The following is a 16,800-nucleotide window of genomic DNA, read 5'->3' as shown; positions in this document are numbered from 1 at the left end:
GTACGAAGAAGCCGAGCACCGAGAAGGCCGTGAAGTTCAGCGGCGGGCAGGGTCGTGAGCCATGGCCCGGCGCGATACGGCCCGGGCGGATGCAGCCGGTGGCCCGCCCGGCTGTCCGAGGGCGGCAGGCGGTCACGACGGGCGGCTCGGGCGCCCTGCCGAGTGGGACGATGTCGCGAAAGTGGGGGTCACTCGCGTTTCGGCAGAACGAAACTGCTCAGCGCAGGACGGCCGCCAGCAGGTCCGTGCCCAGCGTCGTCATCTCGGGCAGGTTGAGGGTGTACTGGACGTAGCGCCCGTGTCGCCGGGTCGTGAGCAGACCCGCGCGGCGCAGGACAGCGAGGTGGCGGGAGACCTCCGGAGGCGAGAGTTCCCAGGCGTGCGCCAGTTCACCGGTGGTGTGCGGGCCGCGGGCCAGGGTGCGCAGCAGCCGCAGCCGTACCGGATGCGCGAGTGCTTCCAGCCGTAGCGTGACTGTTTCCAGCGGCACCGGCTCCGAGGGGCTCGGCTCGGTCACGGGGTACTGCACCACCGGGTGCCACCCGGGCGCGTGGACCGCTACCAGGTGCGGGCGGCCGAAGACGCTGGGGACGAACGTGACCCCGGTGCCGTGGGCGGTGGTCACTCTGTCCTGGAGCTTGTCCACGATGATGCAGTTGCCGTCCGGTGCCAGGGTGACGGCGCCGGAGACCGATGCGAGCGCCGCCCCGACGCCCTGGCGCTTCAACAGGTCGTTCTTCAGGCGCAGATCGGTGGCGAGTTGCACGGCGACGCCCGTCCAGGCGGTGTCGAAGAATGCCTCGGCGCACTGTTCGAGGGTGTGACGCACCCGTGCCCGCACCGCGGCCGGGTCCGCGAGCAGCCGTTCCGCGAAAGCCTCTTGGAGTGCGCCGCGGGCCTGGGCCAGGTCCAGGGCGCGCTCGCGCGCCGTCGCGTCGGCGAGCGGCGACGGACCGGCGAAGTGGACCCGGTTGCTGCCGCACGTGGTGATGAGCGCTGCGGTCACATAGGTTTCGTCGTCGATCCGGTCCACGTCGTCCAACTCCTCGGCGAGGGTCGGCCGGGGACGGGCAGGAACCAGGAAGTCGGCTCGTGAGGAACGCCAGAGGAACTCCGCTTCCCTGAGCCGCTCGGCCAGTTCCGGCCGCAGCCCGGCCCAGACACCCCCGGCCCAGCCGGCGAGTTGCGGGTGATGTGCGGGTTCGGCCAGCACGTGCAGCATCGCGGTCAGCTCGGCCAGCGGGGAGGCGGCGAACCGCAGTTGCCCCGACGGCGGGCCGCCGATGTCGATTCTCAACGTCATCCCCACATCATGGCTGGTCGCATGGCCGACGACCGCGTCGATTGACGGTGTCCGTCAACTGACGTGCCCCTGCCTGGGGGCCGAACGCACCGTTGGCTCCATGGCAACCACCAGCAAGATCCATCCGCGTGCTCTCGTCCGTGCCTCCGGAGGCCCCCGCTATGCCGTCGCCCTGGCCGTGGACGCGCTCGGCACCGGCTTGCTGCGTCCCTTTCTGCTGCTCTACGGGGTGGCGGTGCTGAGGCTGTCCGTGTCGGCCACCGGCATCGCCATGACGGCAGGCAGCGTCGTGGCTCTGGTGTGTATGCCCGCGGTGGGGCGATGGCTGGACCGGGGCGCACGCAGCACGGTCGTGGCGGCGTCGATGCTGGTACGGGTGCTGGGGGTGGCGCTGCTTCTGGCCACCCCGGCGGGGCACCCCTGGCTGTTCGGCACAGCGGCGCTCTTCCTCGGCATCGGCAACCAGGCGTGGCCGGCTGCCCATGCGGCCCTGGTGGCCACGGTGGCCCACGGCCGCGAACGCGACGCCGCTCTCGCAGGGGGCCGTGCGCTGCGCAACGCCGGCCTGGGCGCCGGTGGACTCCTTGCCACCGCATGTGTGGCGGGTGGCACCACCGCGTTGCAGGTGCTGGCGGCCCTCACCGGCCTCGCCTACCTCGCCGCGGCGGCCTTGGCATGGTCGGTCCGTCTGCGCGCGTATCCGGCCGCTGCCGCGGCCGAGGACCGGGACGACGAGCCCGCACCCCGGATGCGCGTGCTGCTGGCTGCCAACGTGATCTACGTCTTCTGCCTCAACATCCCCGAAATCGCGCTTCCCCTGGTCCTGGTGACTCGGTTGCACGCTTCCCCGGTGTGGTCGGGGGCCGTTTTCGTGGCCAACACGGTGCTGGTGGTCACCCTGCAGGTTCCGGTCACCGTCTTCATGTCCCGCTTCTCCCGGCGGACCGTGCTGGCCCTCTCCGGCGTGGTGCTGGCCGCGTCCTACCTCGGCTTCCTCGCGGCCACCTCACTGGGACACGGCTGGGGTGCCCCGGCCGTCGCCGTGGTGTCCGTGGTCTGCACCATCGGCGAGATCATCTACGCCGGCAGCGCCACCGCACTCGTCACTGTCCTCGCCCCGGCCCATGTCCTGGGGCGCGCCCTCACCCGCTTCCAGCTCTCCACGGGCTTCGGCCTCGCCGTCTCCCCGGCGATCGTCACCGCTCTCGCCTCCCGCGGCTCGGCCGCCCTCTGGGGCAGCCTCGCCGCCGCGACCCTCCTTTCCGCCTCCGCCGTCGCCACCGAGAAGGATCAAGGAACGCGGCCCAGCGATTACCGCCGTCCGGCGCGAGCCGGCGCGTGAGCCCGGCGATCGATGCGGGAGACGGTTCGAAGCAGAGGCGAACACGCCGACGAGTTCCGAGGAGAACCCCATGCCGAACACCGCACACCGCCCGCCGGAGCGCGCGGACGGTCCCGTGTCCGACACTCCGGTCGTCCTGGTCCACGGCTCTCATCAGCAGCCCGCCCCGTACGAGCCACTGGCCCCCGCCTCGAACCGATGCCCACCAGCGCGACCGTGCCCGGCGTCGGCACGCTCCCGCTGCCGGACAGCACCGCGGTCGTCCAGGACTTCGCCAACCGGGCCGAGGTGCCACCTGTGGTCGTGGGGCATTCGTTCGGCGATGCGGTCGCCGACATCACCTTCCGCGTCCACCGGCACCTGATGCCCGGTTCGATCAGCAAGGCAGCGGTAGACGTCCTCAGTATCGACTTGAGCTTGTCGAACGTGTTCGCCTGTGGCGCCAGCCCGACGTTGTTGCGCTCCATGGACTGGATGAAGCGGTCGACCACCTTGTGGTCGAAGCTGCCCATCCGTCGGCTGGCGAAGGCGGGAAGAAGGTGGTGATCGAGGAGCGAGTCGAGGTGGCGGAGGGAAGCCTGCGCGAGGTGCCGCCGGCTTGAACGCCACTCGGCGCTGTAGTCGGCGAAGGTCATGGCGCTGTACTTCTTGATCTGCTCAGCCCTGCTCCGGTTCTGGCGTTGGGCCTTCTTGGATGTGTAGATGTCCATCAGTCGTTCGACGGCGGCGTCCTGGGTCGGGAAGCCGGACTCCTCCGTCTGCTTGCCGGCCGCGTCGCGGTACCTGATGGCGTACGGGTGCGGGCACTTCGACCGGCGTGCCTCCGGGTGGTCGCAGGTCTTGAGGAACGTGCCCATTCCGCGTGCGAGAGTCCTGGCCGCGATCGTTCGTGCCCCTCCTCGGACCAATGCCGGCTGTTTGCTGACCCGCGATGGTCCATCACCCCTCTGACCTGGGGAGAGTCCACAAGTACGTGGTATGTTCCGGAACTTCGTCGGGCGCACCACCGAGGACATCGCGCAGGCCCGCGAGGATTGGAATGATCCTTTGAAGGTCCGCCGAGGAGGTCCTCGTTTACAGCGCGGCGCCGACGGGTGCGTCCTACCGGAACTCGGCAGGGGGGGACGACCGGAGATCGGATGATCTCAGACCTCGGATCGGCCGCGCACGTCAGGCGGGCGGGCCGGCGGCTGCTCGGTGAGCGACAGACCGGTCAGGGCTGCCGCCGGTGCGGTGTCGTCCACGCTGGGGCCGAGCCACTCGCACATGAACACGGTGGCGTCGTCCTGGAGGTCTCCGTCGTGGTAGTCCATGACGGCCTGGATGAGGCGGCGCAGGGTTTCCGGGACCGGCAGTTGGTCGGCGTGCCGGCGGATGAGGAAGTCGGTGAAGCGCTCGACGCCGAACTCGCTTTCCCCGGGGCGGTGGGCGTCGGTGATGCCGTCGGTGTAGAGCACGATCCGGTCGCCCGCCTGCAGTTGCTCGCGGCAGACGGTGGTGGGCAGGCCCAGCTCGGTGCCCATGGGATGCCCGGGGGGACACTGCAGGTGGCTGCTCCAGCGGCTGCCTCGGATGAGGATGGGCGGATGGTGGCCGCGGTTGATCCAGCTCAGCACACCGGTTCGGGTGTCGAGGGTGGCGAGGATTCCGGTCACGTACCGACGGTGCTCGTACTGATCGACGAGCGCGGCTTCCACGGCCTCGCCCTTGGCGACGAGCCCGGCCCCCTGGCGGCGGGCGTTGCGGCAGGCGCCCAGCGCCAGCGCCCCGCACAGCCCTGCGGCCGTGTCGTGCCCCATCGCGTCGAAGAGGGTCAGATGCACCAGGGGACCGTCGAGCGCGTACTCGTACACGTCTCCGCTGATCCGGTAGGCCGGCTCCAGCGCCGCGGAGATCACGACGCGTCCGTCGGCGTACGTGCTCGGCGGCATCAGGTTCCACGCCATCTCCGCTGCGATGGTCATCGGCTCCGTCCGGGTCAGCCGGGCCAGGGTGTCGCTGGAGGTGCGCTTGGCGACGATCAGCAGGGCGAGCAGTGCGGCGAGACGGTCGGCGTCCTCACGGGCGCGGTCGTCGTCGTATGCGGAACACACGCGCAGCGCACCCAGGCGTTCGGTGCCGTCCACCAGTGGGAGCCACCATTCCGTCTGTGCCGCTTCGTGCGGCACGGCGGAGATCGAGCGCCCGTACTGGTACGCCCGGCCGGCAGCGGTGCCCTCGATCCGGATGTCCGTGTCGCTCCCCGGCGGGGCACCGTCCTTTCCGGCCAGCAGGTGCAGTTGATAGCGAGTGACGTCAGCCACGTAGATGAGCACGTCGGTGAAGCCGGCGGCCCGGGCGAACTCGCTCGCCTTGTCCGCGACCGCGTCGAGCGGCATGAGGTGGCTGGCGTCCAGCAGGTCGGCGAGCATGGCCCGCCCACCGGCCTCTCGGTCCGTGTCCACGGTTTCCCCCTTCGCGGGAGGCTAGGACAGCGCCGTTCCTGACCAGGCTACGACGAAGGCGGTGCCGACCTGCCGGGCGCGAGTGCTGAGCCGGCAGGCCGGCCCTGGATCATTGCGGAGAGGAGCGGGCCGGTCGCAGTACGCGTCGGGCGGAGCCGCTCATGATTCGGGTGGTGGGGCCCGCGGAGCGGCGCGGGAGGCGTTGGCACCGGGGGCGCCGTGGACCCCGCCGCCCGGGTGGTCGGTCGACCAGGCGAGACAAAGGCCCCTGACCGGGGTCTCGGGGCCCACACCTGCCGCGGGGACCGCTCGATCAGTTGGTACCGAACCGCCATCACCCCTCCAAAGGGGAATCCGCATTCCGCCCACACGTACGCACGCACCGAGGATCTGCGGGCCTTTGTCGAGGGTACGAAGGGTCGCCGGTTACCGCCGGAAGACCGGTGCCCCGGGCGCGGGGGTGGCCCTGGAACTGGGCGGGGAACCCTTGAGGTCGCCCCGGCGGGAGAGGGCGACGTCCGCGTCCGTCCGGTGACTGATCCGGCCGGGCCGGTCGAGGAGGCCCTCGCCGGGTCGTGCGGCGCGCATCCCGGCGAGGGCCTCCTCGTATGCGCCCCGGTTCCGCCGGGGAGTGCGTCGAAGACGGCGTGTGACCAGCCGTCCCATGGCGCGGAGCACCCTGTCGAGGTCGCGGAGCGTGCGCCGAGCCTGGCGACAGCGGGCGGAGAGCGACGGGGGTACGGCCCCGTCAGCCGGTTGCGCCCGTGCCGCCGTCGTCGGCGCCGGCGATGACGCCCACGGTCCCGCCGCCGTCGTCGCCGCCACCGGTGACGCCCACGGTCCCGCCGTCGTCGCCGCCGCTGGTGCCGCCGCCCGTGCCGCCGTCGTCTCCGGAGGTGGCACCGTTGATCGCGCCCTCGACCACGCCGACGGTCCCGCCGTCGTCGCCGCCGCTGGTGCCGCCGCCCGTGCCGCCGTCGTCGGCGCCGGCCGTCACACCCGCGGGCCCGCCGTCGTCGCCACCACCGTCAGTGCCGCCACCGTTGCCCGTGGAGCTCTCGGGAGTGGGGAGCCCCGGGGTGAAGTCGGCCGCGTTCTCATCGGTGTCGCCGAGCAGGACGCCGCGGGCCACGGATGTGGTGGCGCTCGCCCCGACGGCCGGGCCGCTGCCCTCGTGCACGACAGCGTTGCCGTAGCCCACCAGGTCCTTGACCCGCGGGTCGGCGGCACAGTCGGCGGCCGTCAGGCAGGTGAGCGGAGCAGTGCCCGAGACCAGCGCGACGGTCCCGTCCGTGGCGGACAGGTTGATCGAGCCGGCGGCGTCGGGGGCCGGGAGCGGAAGGGAGCCGCCGGTGTTGGCCCACTCCTGCACCAGATATCGGGCGCCCCCGACGAGCGTGCCGGTCAGCGGCGTGGCGCGCCACGTGGAGGTCTCGGCCGGCGTTCCGCGCAGGTACTGCACGCTGTAGCCACTCAGATCCAGCGTCGACGCACCGGCGTTGGCCAGTTCGATGAAGTCGTTGGTGTACGTGGCACCGGAGTTGCCGCCGCCTCCGTACACTTCGGCGATCACGGCGTCGGAGGACGGCGTGGCGGACGCCGAGTGCACCGCGATACCGGCCAGCACAACGGCGCCGGCCACTCCGATCGGCACGACGCTCCTGCGAAGCCGGAGCCGGGATCTGGCCGCCGTGACGTCGGCATGCGTACGTATGGAGTGAGGCTGCGTGGCCTCCGAAGGGCGCGACACCGTGGTTCTCCTTCACCTGCGAGGGACATGACGGCGCGTCCGGCCCGGAGGGGCGGGTACGTGGGCGCCCAAACCCCAAGGTATGCGCGTAGACGGGGCGGTGCAGGGATTCTTCGAAGTTCACCGGTGAATCCGTGCATTTCCTCGACACGGGACCGTGGGCCGGGCTCACCACGAATGACGCCTTCGCGTCGTACCGCGGCGGTTCGGCTCCCGGCGCCAGGGTGTACCGCCTGCTCTCCCCGAACCTCCCGCCGACGCCCCTGAAAGCACCCGGGCGAAAGCGCTGACCTGTTGTTTCCGTGACGCTCCCGACCCGCTCGGTGCCTCCATGTCGAGCGGGTCGGGGGTCAGCTCGCGTCCGCCGAAAGGCGTGGGTTCAGCACGCCCTGCTCAACTCGGCAGGTTCCACTGCTGAGCGGCGGTGCCGTTGCACGTGTAGGTCTGCACGGGGGTGCGGTCGGCGTTCGACGCGGCCTTCATGTCGACGCACAGGTCGGAGATGCCGGTGACCTGGCCGGTCGGGCCCGAGACACCGGCGGCGGGTGAGACCCAGGACTGGCCCGCCGTGCCGTTGCAGGTGTAGAGCTGGAGCTGGGTGCCGTCGGTGGTCGAGCCCTTCGGGAGCAGTTGGTCGACGCGGCTGCTGACCGGGGCGTTCGAACCGACCCAGGGGCATGCGCTCGACGCAGCGGGGGCGGCGTCCGCACGCGTCCGGGCGGAGGCCGGGACTTCGGCCGCCACGAGTCCGGCCGCGCCGAGACCCAGAGCGGTCACGGCGATGAGCACCTTGGCTCTCACACCTGGTAGGTGAGGCATGGGCATGGGGGGACATCTCCTTCTGGTGTGGGGGGAGTTGATACCTGGGGGGTGTGCCCGGACCACATGTGTCCTCGACCGCCCCGCGGCCCGCACCCGCCGGCGCCGGCGGCGCGACGGGCGGGCGCGAGCGCGCGGGTGGCGGGGTCAGCCGGCGGGGCCGGCGCTCAGTGGTAGGACCAGGACCACTTCTGGTTGGCGTCGCCGTTGCACGTCCACAGTTGCAGCGGGGCGCCGTCGGCGGTCTTCGCGCCGGTCGCGTCCAGGCACAGGCCGGACTTCTGGGCGACGATGGTGCCGTCGCTCTTGACGGTCCACTTCTGGGCGTCGCCGCCGTCGCAGTTCCACAACTCCACCTTGGTGCCGGGGGTGGTGTTGTCGTTGTAGACGTCGAGGCAGTCGGTGGCGCCCATGGTGCGCAGCTGACCGGAGTCGGTCAGGGAGAACTCCTGGTTGACGCCGCCGTTGCAGTCCCAGAGCTGCTCCTTGGTGCCGTTGAAGTAGACGTTGCCGCCGTCGGCGTCGATGCACTTGCCGGACTGGGCGCCGACCAGTTCGCCGGTGCCGCCCGTCCCGGAGGTGGGAACCGCGGAGATGCGCTTGGCGAAGACCTGTTCGTTGCCGCTCTTGACCACCCGGACGGCGGGGATGCCGTCCTGGTCGATCGCGATGAGCCGCTTGTTGGTCAGCAGCGCCTTGTCACCCGCGTCGAGATGGGTCAGGTCGGAGCCGACAGCTTGATCGTGCCGTAGCCGTAGCCGTAGCCGTAGCGGCCGCGCCGCTGCCACCGCGGACGATGTGTGCGGCGCGTTCTGGCAGGGGCGCGGATCAGGGGCACTCCGCGGTGAGGACCGCGAACTCCCACTGGCCGAGCGGACGGCGCAGGTCGAGGGCGCCGGCGGCGTACCCGATCGGACGGCGCGTGCCGCGAGCGTCGATCTGTACGCCGCCGGCCGGTGCGGGCATGCCGGCCGGCAGCCGTACGGTGACGGCGTCGACCTCGTCGGGCCCGGAGTTCCACACCACCAGCCGCCAGCGCGTGCCGTCGGTGAGGGCCTGCGGCGTCAGCCAGGGACCGCCGGAGACCCGGGCGTGGGTTCCCGCGCCGAGCCAGTCGACGGCGGCGGACAGTTGCGCGGCGCGCTGCGGGGTCATCCGCACCGCGGTGGTGGCAGGCCAGGGGCAGACCGCGACCCGTCCGCCCAGCGTGTTGCGGTGCAGCACCAGACCGGGGCCGACCGGGCGGCCCGCGCCGTCCACGATCCGGCTCGCGACCCGGGCGCCGGGCACGGGTTCACCGGTCACGACCGGCGGGTGGCCGTTGATGTGCGGGTCGACCGAGATCATCGCGCCCACCCGCAGCGAGAAGTCGGGGTCCTCGCACACCTCGCGCACCGGCAGCGGGTCCGTCGGGCCCAGCCGGCGCACGCCGTTCAGCCCGATCAGCTCTCCGTAGCCGCGTTCGGCGAGGATGCGCGCCGCGGTGCCGTCGAGCAGCAGGCCGCCGGCGAGCCAGCCCCGCACGGTGGCGTCGTCGTACGCCCACGCGGACTCGCCCGCGACCGCGTTGACCGGCGCGTCGCCCCGCAGGGTGACGGCGTGGCCGATCGCGCCGAGCCAGCCGGCCCATTCGCGGTGCGGTACGGCCAGCGCGCGCCAGTCGCCCTTCGCACCGCTGCCCTTCGCGCCGTCGCCGGTTCGCGCGGCCCGGCCGGTCTCCTGTGACCAGGGCACGCCGATCCCGACGGTGCGCAGCGACGTGTCGAAGGTGTCGGCCAGCCAGTCCAGCGCCGGGCGGACCTCGGCGAGGAAGCCGGCGCGCCCGGGGTCGTCGTCGGGGTGGTTGGTCAGGAAGTCGTAGAGGCTGATCGCCAGCCCGTCGCAGCCGAGGATGTGCGCGGTCGCCATCTGGGCGAAGGTCTGCCGGTAGGACTTGTTCCACTGCCCGTACGGCCAGCACTCGATCTCCGGATAGCTGACCAGGCCGGGCGGTTGCTGTGTGCGCTGGGCGTCCAGCAGCGCCGCGTACGTGGGCAGTGCCTCGGCGCCGGAGTCGGAGTAGCCCCAGAAGTGCGGCCGGTGCAGGTCGAATCCGGGCAGCCAGTCCGGCCGGCGCCGTCCCTCGGCCGCGTGCGCCTCGGGGGTGGAGGACATCAGTCCGAGGCGGACCCCGTGATCGGCGGCGATCTTCCGCCAGGCGCCGACCAGTTCGAGCTGGGTGCGTTCCCACATGTCCAGCCACAGCTCGCGCCACGGGTGGGGCGGGCCGGGCGCGGTGCATGCCGCGACCACCTCGTCGCGGGTCGCCCGCGTGCCGCAGGACCGGGCGAACTCGGCCAGGTGCAGCGGGCAGAAGCAGCCGCCCCAGTCCAGCGGTTCGTGGTTGTGCAGCCGGATGTCGTCCTCGATCCAGACCGCGTCGACGTCCTCGGCGACGTAGCGGCGCAGGGTCTCGGCGAAGTAGGCACGCCACCCCGGGTCCAGCGGGCAGACCACCACGTCGGCGGCGGTCCCGCGCTGGTCGACCATGGGCTGCCAGTCGTCGCGGCGCGGGCGCCCCCAGTCGCAGTGCCCGAGGGTATGGCCGGGGTTCAGGCTCACCGCGATGCCGGCGGATCGTACGGACGCGCGCCACGGCCGGGTGCGGTCGAGCCAGTGGCCGATCCGGTCGAGCGGCTCGTTGCCGTCGTTGAACTCCATGCCGAACAGGAAGACGCAGAGCTCGTCGGCGCCGGCCCGCTCGGCCAGCGCGACCATTCGCGCGGCGACCGCCGCCGGCTCGTCGGCCGGGTCCGCCTGGACCCGCAGGACATACCGCGTCCCCATCCGGCTCACCTCCACTCCGCAACCGGGCGGGAGGCCACGCCGCGGTCCTGTCGCCACCGGCTCGGCCGAGCCGGTCTTGCCCAGGGATCGTGTTACTTAGCTGCTAAGTTGTCAAGGGTGGCCCGGAAGGAGCCGCAGCTCACCGGCCGGATGTGGAGGAGGCGTTGTTCGCTTGCGGGTCGGATTCCGCCCGTGGGAACCCTCGGCTGTCCGGTGGGAACCCCGGCTGGACGGGCGACGCGGTCGGTTTGAAGGGGCGGGTGCCGGCCGGCCGAGCCCACGGTCTCCGCTGTCCGGACGGTGACCGTGGGAGGTGGGGCGGTCGAACGGACCCTGTCGAGGCGTCCGGTGCTCATGCCGACATGCTCCACGCGCACCCTGCCACGCGGGAATGCACGGATGCGGCAAGGACTTGGACGATTGTCGACAGGAGTGGTCGGGTGGATTCCGTCGCGCACTACCGCACGCCGCCGGAGGAGGTGCGGGCGCTGGGAATCGCCGTGACCGGCGCCGGCCGGATTCTGGACCACCCCCCTTCCCGGGTCGAACGCGCCCTGAACTGCCACGCCGGGGTCCTGGTGTACCAGGGATCGGGCTCCCTCGAACTGCATGGCCACCCCGGGCGCTACCGGGTGCGGCCCGGATCATTCATCTGGCTGCCCGCCGGCGTGCGCCACCGCTACGGCCCGTCGGGGAGCGGCTGGAACGAGTACTGGATCCTGTTCGAGGGGCCGGCGGCCAGGAGCTACGCCGAACTGGGATACCTCGGCGCGTCCTGCCCGGTCGTCGAACCGGCGGACGCCGCCGAGACCTTCGCCCAGTGCGTTCGACTGCTGGACCTGCTCGCCCGGCCGGAGTCCCTCGGCGGCCATGTGGCCGCCACGAGTTCGCTCCACGCGCTGATCAACGCCGTGGGCACCGGCCGGCGGAAGTCCGCCGAGCCGGGCCGCTTCCGGCGCGACCTCGGCCTGCGCGCCCTGCGCCTGCTGGACAACGCCGAGGGGCCGGTGCGGATCGGCTCGATCGCCAGGGAGTTGGCGGTCTCCCGGGACAGCCTCGCGGTGGCGGTCCGCCAGGCCACCGGCTCCACCCCGACGGTCTACCTGATGCGGCGTCGGATCGACCGGGCGAAGGCGCTGCTGGCCGATACCGACAGTCCGGTCTCCCGCATCGCCCGTGAGGTCGGGTATCCCGATCCCGCCTACTTCACCCGGGTGTTCACCCGGCAGGTGGGAGTCGCGCCGTCGGTCTTCCGCAGGCAGCAGCGCCGCTGATGAGCGGACGGCCGGGACCGGCGGGCACCCGGTCCTGGCCGCGCGTGGGACCGGCGCGCTCCTGACGGCTGTCTTGACAGGCGCAGCGCCCGACTCCAAGCTGTCCCTGCGTGAGCGGCCCTGCGCGGAACTGCCATTGTCCAAGCAGTTCCGATCATCCAGGGCTCTGCTCGCAGCGTTCCTGCCGCGGTGTCCGGTTGCCCATGTACTGCACGCAGCGAACCGACGTGATCGCCCCACCGGTTCCCCCGGCAACGACAGCCCCCGTCCCGGTCCCGCTGACGGCCGACGATCCTGCGCCTTGCCTGCCCTGTCCGCCCGCCTGCCCCGGCTGCCCGCTTGGTCACCTGCCTGTGCCGGGGCGGGGCCCCAGAGAAGGGACCACCCTTGCCACGCCTCCGAAGGGCGCTCGCGGCTGTCGCCGCGACCGCCTCGCTCCTCACCGTCGGCACCGTGCTGCCGGCCGTGGCGTCACCGGCGCCGGCCGCCGCCTCGTACACCGTCAGCATCGGCTCGACCAAGCCGTACGCCTACGCGGACGACACGCCCGCCAGCGGCTACATCGACAAGAACGGCACGTTCTACTTCCAGTCGTCCCACTCGCTGTACGGCGCGACCGACCCCCGTGAATGGGGCTTCTACACCGGGACCGACTTCGACACAGCGACCCCGGACACCACGCTCGACACCGCGGTGAACCCGGCCGACGCCAAGGACGCCAACAACGACACGACCTGGCGCTGCAACAACAGCCCCACCGGCCTGGAGGCGACGCCGGCTCCCACCGGCTCCGGCTACTCCCAGGCCAACTACTGCGACCTGCTCGGGGTCTGGGTCGACCCGGACACCGGCGACTGGTACGGCCTGGTGCACAACGAGTTCACCCCGCAGCCCTTCGGCGACGGACTGCACTACGACTCCATCGACTACGCCGTCTCCACCGACCAGGGGAAGGTGTGGAGCATCAAGGGCCACGCCATCACGTCCCCTTACCGCACCACCCGCGGTGACACCGCCACGTTCCCCCAGCAGACCTATGACTACGGCGACGGCGACCAGCGGTTCTACGTGGACACCGCGTCGGGCTACTTCTACGTCTACTACGGCTCGCGCATCGTGCCCAAGGGCGGCGTCGGCGGGAGCATGGGCGGCCTGGAGAACGTCGCGCGCGCACCCATCTCCGGCAAGATGGCGACCGGCAGCTGGCAGAAGTGGTTCGACGGCTCCTGGTCGCAGCCCGGTGTCGGGGGCAGGGAGAGCAACCTGGAGCCGGTCACCGCGGCCGACCCGACCGGCTACACCCCGGTGGCGGACGACTACGACCCGAAGAACACCGGGACCGTGGACCAGCAGATAGCGGCCGGTGAACTGCCCGACCAGTCACCGCTGTTCATCATGAACATCACCTACGACGCCTACCTCGGCCTGTACATCGGCGAGCCCGCGGTGGCCGCCGGAACGACCCAGTCGCAGAAGTACTACGCGACCGACAACCTGGCCACGCAGAAGTGGCACCTGATCGGCGACTCCGGCGGTTACACGTCCGGCTCCTGGTACCGCTGGTTCCTCGACAGCGCCAACAACACCAGTTCCACCATCGTCGGCAGGTCCTTCCGGTCGTACTGCGCCATCGCCTGCTCCCACTCCGACGGTGAGTACGCCAACGAGACGATCGACTCCAGCGCTCCCGCCGCCCCTCCGGTGGACCCGGCCGAGAGCTACCGCATCAGCAGCGGCACCGGCCGGGTGCTCGCGCAGGTCTCCGGCGGTTCGGCCACCACCTCGCTGACCGCGGGACGCCGTTCCGAGCGGGCGGACTGGTCCTTCGTCAGCAACGGCGACGGCTCGTACCAGATCGTGAACGCCGCCACCCGCCAGGCGCTGGGCGTCGACTCCCGCTCGACCGCGAGCCGGGCCTGGGGCACCGGGCCCACCGTCACCACGGTCGGCAAGAGCGGTCCCACCGTCGGCCAGGAGTGGTTCGTCGTGGCCGGCACCGATCCCCGTACCGGCAAGCCCACCGGGACCTACCGGCTGGTCAACCGGTACAGCGAGCTGGTGCTGGGCATGTCCGCGCAGCCCGGCCGGCTCGCCGAGACCACCCCGACCCGCAGTTGGACCGACCGCACCGGCGACGCTGTCGGCGGCAGCCGGTCCGCCGCCGAGCAGACCCTGTCGCTGACCGCGGCCGGGCCGGTTCCGGGTCCGGAGCAGGTCAGCGTCTACACCCCCGGCGCGCAGACCGCCACGGTCGGCACCGCCGCGTCGGTGCAGGTCAACGCGACCGACTCGGCGGGCCGGAAGCTCAGGTACGCGGCGTCCGGCCTGCCGACCGGACTGACCATCAGCTCCACCGGGCTGATCACCGGCACACCGACCGCCGCCGGCACCTACACCGCCACGGTGACCGCCTCCTCCGGCCGGGCCGGCGGCTCGACCAGGTTCGCCTGGACCGTCGACCCGCTGGCCGGGGATCTGAGCGGAACCCACACCGTCAGCCTGTCCGGCCAGGCACTGGAGGACCCGGACTCCTCGCAGGCCGAAGGGACGCAGCTGGACACCTCGGCGCTGACCGGAGGGCAGAACCAGAGCTGGACCTTCACCCGGCTGCCCGACGGCTCGTACACCCTCACCAACGGCTCCTCGGGCCAATGCGCCGCGGACAACGGGGGCTTCACCACGCCGGGCACCACCGTGATCCAGTGGCCCTGCCCCAGCAGCGTCAACCTGGACTGGCGGGTGACCGAACTCCTCTCCGGCGCCTACACCCTCACCAGCGTCAACAGCGGCCTGCTGCTGACCACCGCCTCGACCGCGAACGGTGCGCCGGTGACCCAACAACCCGACACGGGTTCGGCGTTGCAGCAGTGGACCATCGAGTAGATCCGCGGGAGAAGCAGGCGCTCGGCAGGGCTTCTCACCGGCAAGGCCCCCGGCGCACCAGCGCCGGGGGAGTTCTCCCCCCATCGGAGGAACGTGCATGTCCGCACGCGCAGCAGCGGCGATTCTCGGCGCCCTGACCGTCGCTCTGGCGACCCCACTCGTCCTGGCATCACAAGCGTCGGCCGCCACCGCGCCGACCACGATTCACGCTCCCGCGGCCGCGTTGCCGGTCGGCTCCTCCCACGCGGGCGCCGCGCTGCGCCCGGTGGTCGCCCCGACCCGTACGTCGTACTACGTCGACTGCGCGGCGACCACGGACGGGAACGGCACGTTGGCCAGACCGTGGAACTCGCTCACCGATGCCAACGCGCACACCTACCACGCCGGCGAGGCGCTGCGGCTCATGCGCGGCACCACCTGCACCGGGACCCTGTCCCCGAAGGGCTCCGGCAGCGCCGCGGCTCCGTTCACCATCTCCGACTACGGAACCTCCTCCGCGCGGGCCGTCGTCGACGGCGACGGCGCCCCCAACGCGGTCTACCTGTACAACGAGCAGTTCATCCAGCTCACCAACCTGGAGATCACCGATCAGGCCGCCCCGGGCACCAACCGGCGCGGCGTCGAGGTGGTGGCCCAGGACATCGGCGCGGCCCGGAACTACCTGCTGTCCCACCTGTACGTCCACGACATACGCGGTGACACCACCAAGGGCACCGACGGCTCGGCCGGCATCGACTTCGAGGTGCACGGCACCACCACACCCACCTGGTTCGACGGCGTGGTGATCCAGGACAACACCGTCGACGACGTCGACCGCAGCGGTATCACCGAGTGGTCCACCTGGGGCAACGACGCCGCGGTCAACGACCCGACCGACATGCCCGAGCCCCGCCACCCGACCAGGGGCCTGGTGATCCAGGGCAACACCCTGCACCGGATCGGCGGGGACGGCATCGTGGTCATCGACGCCGACAACTCCCTGGTGCAGTACAACACCCTGGCCGGCTTCCACCTGGAGCCCACCGGATACGACGCCGGAATCTGGCCGTGGGACGCCGACGACACCGTCTTCCAGTACAACGACGTCTCGGGCGGGGCCAGCACCAACGACGGTATGGCCTTCGACGTGGACCAGGGGACCTCGGGAACGGTCTACCAGTACAACTACAGCCACGACAACGACGGCGGCTTCATGCTGTTCTGCAACGCCGACGGAAGCACGACCGACGCCGTCGTCCGCTACAACATCAGCCAGGACGACTCCTACCGCGGCTTCGAGAACTGCTCGGGCGCGGTGTCCGGCATGCAGGTCTACAACAACACCCTCTACATCGGCCCCGGAGTCACCCAGACCGTGGTCAACGAGAACAACACCACCCCGCGCGACGTCTCCTTCAGCAACAACATCGTGGTCAAGTCAGGCAGCGGAAGCGCCTCGTTCAACCTGCGGTCCGGCGGCTACACCTTCCACAACAACGACTTCGTGAACCTGGGCGGCCTCCCGTCCGATCCGGGCGGAACCACCGCCGATCCGGCCTTCTGCGACCCCGGCGACGCCGGCGGCATCCGCAGCGCCACCGGCTACCGGCTGTGCGCCGGCTCCCCGGTGGCCGGCATCGGCGCGGCCGTCCGCGGCAACGGCGGCCGGGACTACTTCGGGGCCGCGGTGGCGCCCACCGCCGCCCCCAACATCGGCGCCTCCGCCGCGGCTCCCTCGGCCGGCGCGCCGAACCTGCTGCCCGACGGCGGCCTCGAAGCCGGCGACCTCAACGGCTGGAGCACCCGCGGCGCCACCGCCGCGCAGGACCCGGCGGCGCACAGCGGCGCCTACGACCTGTCCCTGAACGCCCCGTCCGGCAGCGCCGCGACCGCCGAGTACACCGTCACCGGCCTCCAGCCGAACACCGCCTACCAGTACACCGGTTGGGTACGCACCACAGGCGCCCCCACCTGGCTGGGCGTCAAGAACCACGGTGGCGCCCAGGTGTCCGCGTCCACCACCGCGACCGGATGGACCCGGCTGTCCGCGTCGTTCACCACGGGAGCGGGGGACACCAGCGCCACCGTCTTCTGCTACCTGCCCTCGACCGGCCGATCCACCTGCGACGACCTGTCCCTCACAGCCGGCCCCTGACCGCCCCGCGCAGGCGGGGGTGGGG

Annotated in this window: 12 protein-coding genes; 5 read left to right on the top strand and 7 right to left on the bottom strand. The window is 71.7% G+C overall.

Annotated elements, in window-relative coordinates; translation table 11 throughout:
- Positions 1-217: 217 nt before the first annotated feature.
- Positions 218-1,303, bottom strand: a complete 1,086-nt coding sequence (locus OG370_RS08940) for a helix-turn-helix domain-containing protein (protein ID WP_328462363.1) — start codon at positions 1,301-1,303, stop codon at positions 218-220.
- A gap of 100 nt (positions 1,304-1,403) precedes the next feature.
- Here OG370_RS08940 and OG370_RS08935 point away from each other — a divergent pair, with 100 nt between their 5' ends.
- Both OG370_RS08935 and OG370_RS08930 read left to right on the top strand, forming a co-directional pair.
- Positions 1,404-2,645 (top strand): MFS transporter, encoded by a 1,242-nt coding sequence (locus OG370_RS08935; protein WP_328462361.1) that lies wholly within the window; start codon positions 1,404-1,406, stop codon positions 2,643-2,645.
- 198 nt (positions 2,646-2,843) lie between these two features.
- Complete coding sequence (locus OG370_RS08930) at positions 2,844-3,191, top strand: hypothetical protein (RefSeq protein ID WP_328462359.1); 348 nt, start codon at positions 2,844-2,846, stop codon at positions 3,189-3,191.
- Positions 3,192-3,790: 599 nt separating this feature from the next.
- Here OG370_RS08930 and OG370_RS08925 read toward each other — a convergent pair.
- From OG370_RS08925 to OG370_RS08900, 6 genes are all read right to left on the bottom strand, one after another.
- Positions 3,791-5,056 carry a PP2C family protein-serine/threonine phosphatase gene (locus OG370_RS08925; RefSeq protein WP_443060853.1) on the bottom strand — a complete coding sequence of 422 codons (1,266 nt, stop codon included), beginning with the start codon at positions 5,054-5,056 and terminating at the stop codon, positions 3,791-3,793.
- 459 nt (positions 5,057-5,515) lie between these two features.
- Positions 5,516-5,677: a hypothetical protein gene (locus OG370_RS08920; RefSeq protein WP_328462355.1), complete on the bottom strand. Its 162-nt coding sequence runs from the start codon at positions 5,675-5,677 to the stop codon at positions 5,516-5,518.
- Between the two features lie 160 nt (positions 5,678-5,837).
- Entirely contained in the window at positions 5,838-6,743 is a 906-nt protein-coding gene (locus OG370_RS08915; RefSeq protein ID WP_328462353.1) for a lamin tail domain-containing protein, read from the bottom strand.
- 489 nt (positions 6,744-7,232) lie between these two features.
- Positions 7,233-7,616, bottom strand: coding sequence for a ricin-type beta-trefoil lectin domain protein (locus OG370_RS08910; RefSeq protein WP_328462351.1), 384 nt, complete (start codon positions 7,614-7,616; stop codon positions 7,233-7,235).
- 209 nt (positions 7,617-7,825) lie between these two features.
- Positions 7,826-8,446: an RICIN domain-containing protein gene (locus OG370_RS08905; protein WP_328462349.1), complete on the bottom strand. Its 621-nt coding sequence runs from the start codon at positions 8,444-8,446 to the stop codon at positions 7,826-7,828.
- A 40-nt stretch (positions 8,447-8,486) separates the two neighbouring features.
- The gene (locus tag OG370_RS08900) at positions 8,487-10,484 is read right to left on the bottom strand and encodes a hypothetical protein (protein ID WP_328462347.1); all 1,998 of its coding nucleotides are present in this window, start codon (positions 10,482-10,484) and stop codon (positions 8,487-8,489) included.
- Positions 10,485-10,924: 440 nt separating this feature from the next.
- Here OG370_RS08900 and OG370_RS08895 point away from each other — a divergent pair, with 440 nt between their 5' ends.
- The 3 genes from OG370_RS08895 (at position 10,925) to OG370_RS08885 (ending at position 16,775) form a co-directional block, all read left to right on the top strand.
- Complete coding sequence (locus OG370_RS08895; RefSeq protein ID WP_328462345.1) at positions 10,925-11,758, top strand: helix-turn-helix transcriptional regulator; 834 nt, start codon at positions 10,925-10,927, stop codon at positions 11,756-11,758.
- A gap of 387 nt (positions 11,759-12,145) precedes the next feature.
- On the top strand, positions 12,146-14,641 hold the full coding sequence (locus tag OG370_RS08890) for an RICIN domain-containing protein (RefSeq protein ID WP_328462343.1): 2,496 nt from the start codon (positions 12,146-12,148) through the stop codon (positions 14,639-14,641).
- 97 nt (positions 14,642-14,738) lie between these two features.
- Positions 14,739-16,775 (top strand): carbohydrate binding domain-containing protein, encoded by a 2,037-nt coding sequence (locus OG370_RS08885; protein ID WP_328462341.1) that lies wholly within the window; start codon positions 14,739-14,741, stop codon positions 16,773-16,775.
- The last annotated feature ends 25 nt before the right edge of the window (positions 16,776-16,800 follow it).

This window comes from Streptomyces sp. NBC_00448 (assembly GCF_036014115.1).
In the GTDB taxonomy this organism is placed as follows: Bacteria; Actinomycetota; Actinomycetes; order Streptomycetales; family Streptomycetaceae; genus Actinacidiphila.
This window is presented reverse-complemented; position numbering and strand designations above follow the sequence as displayed.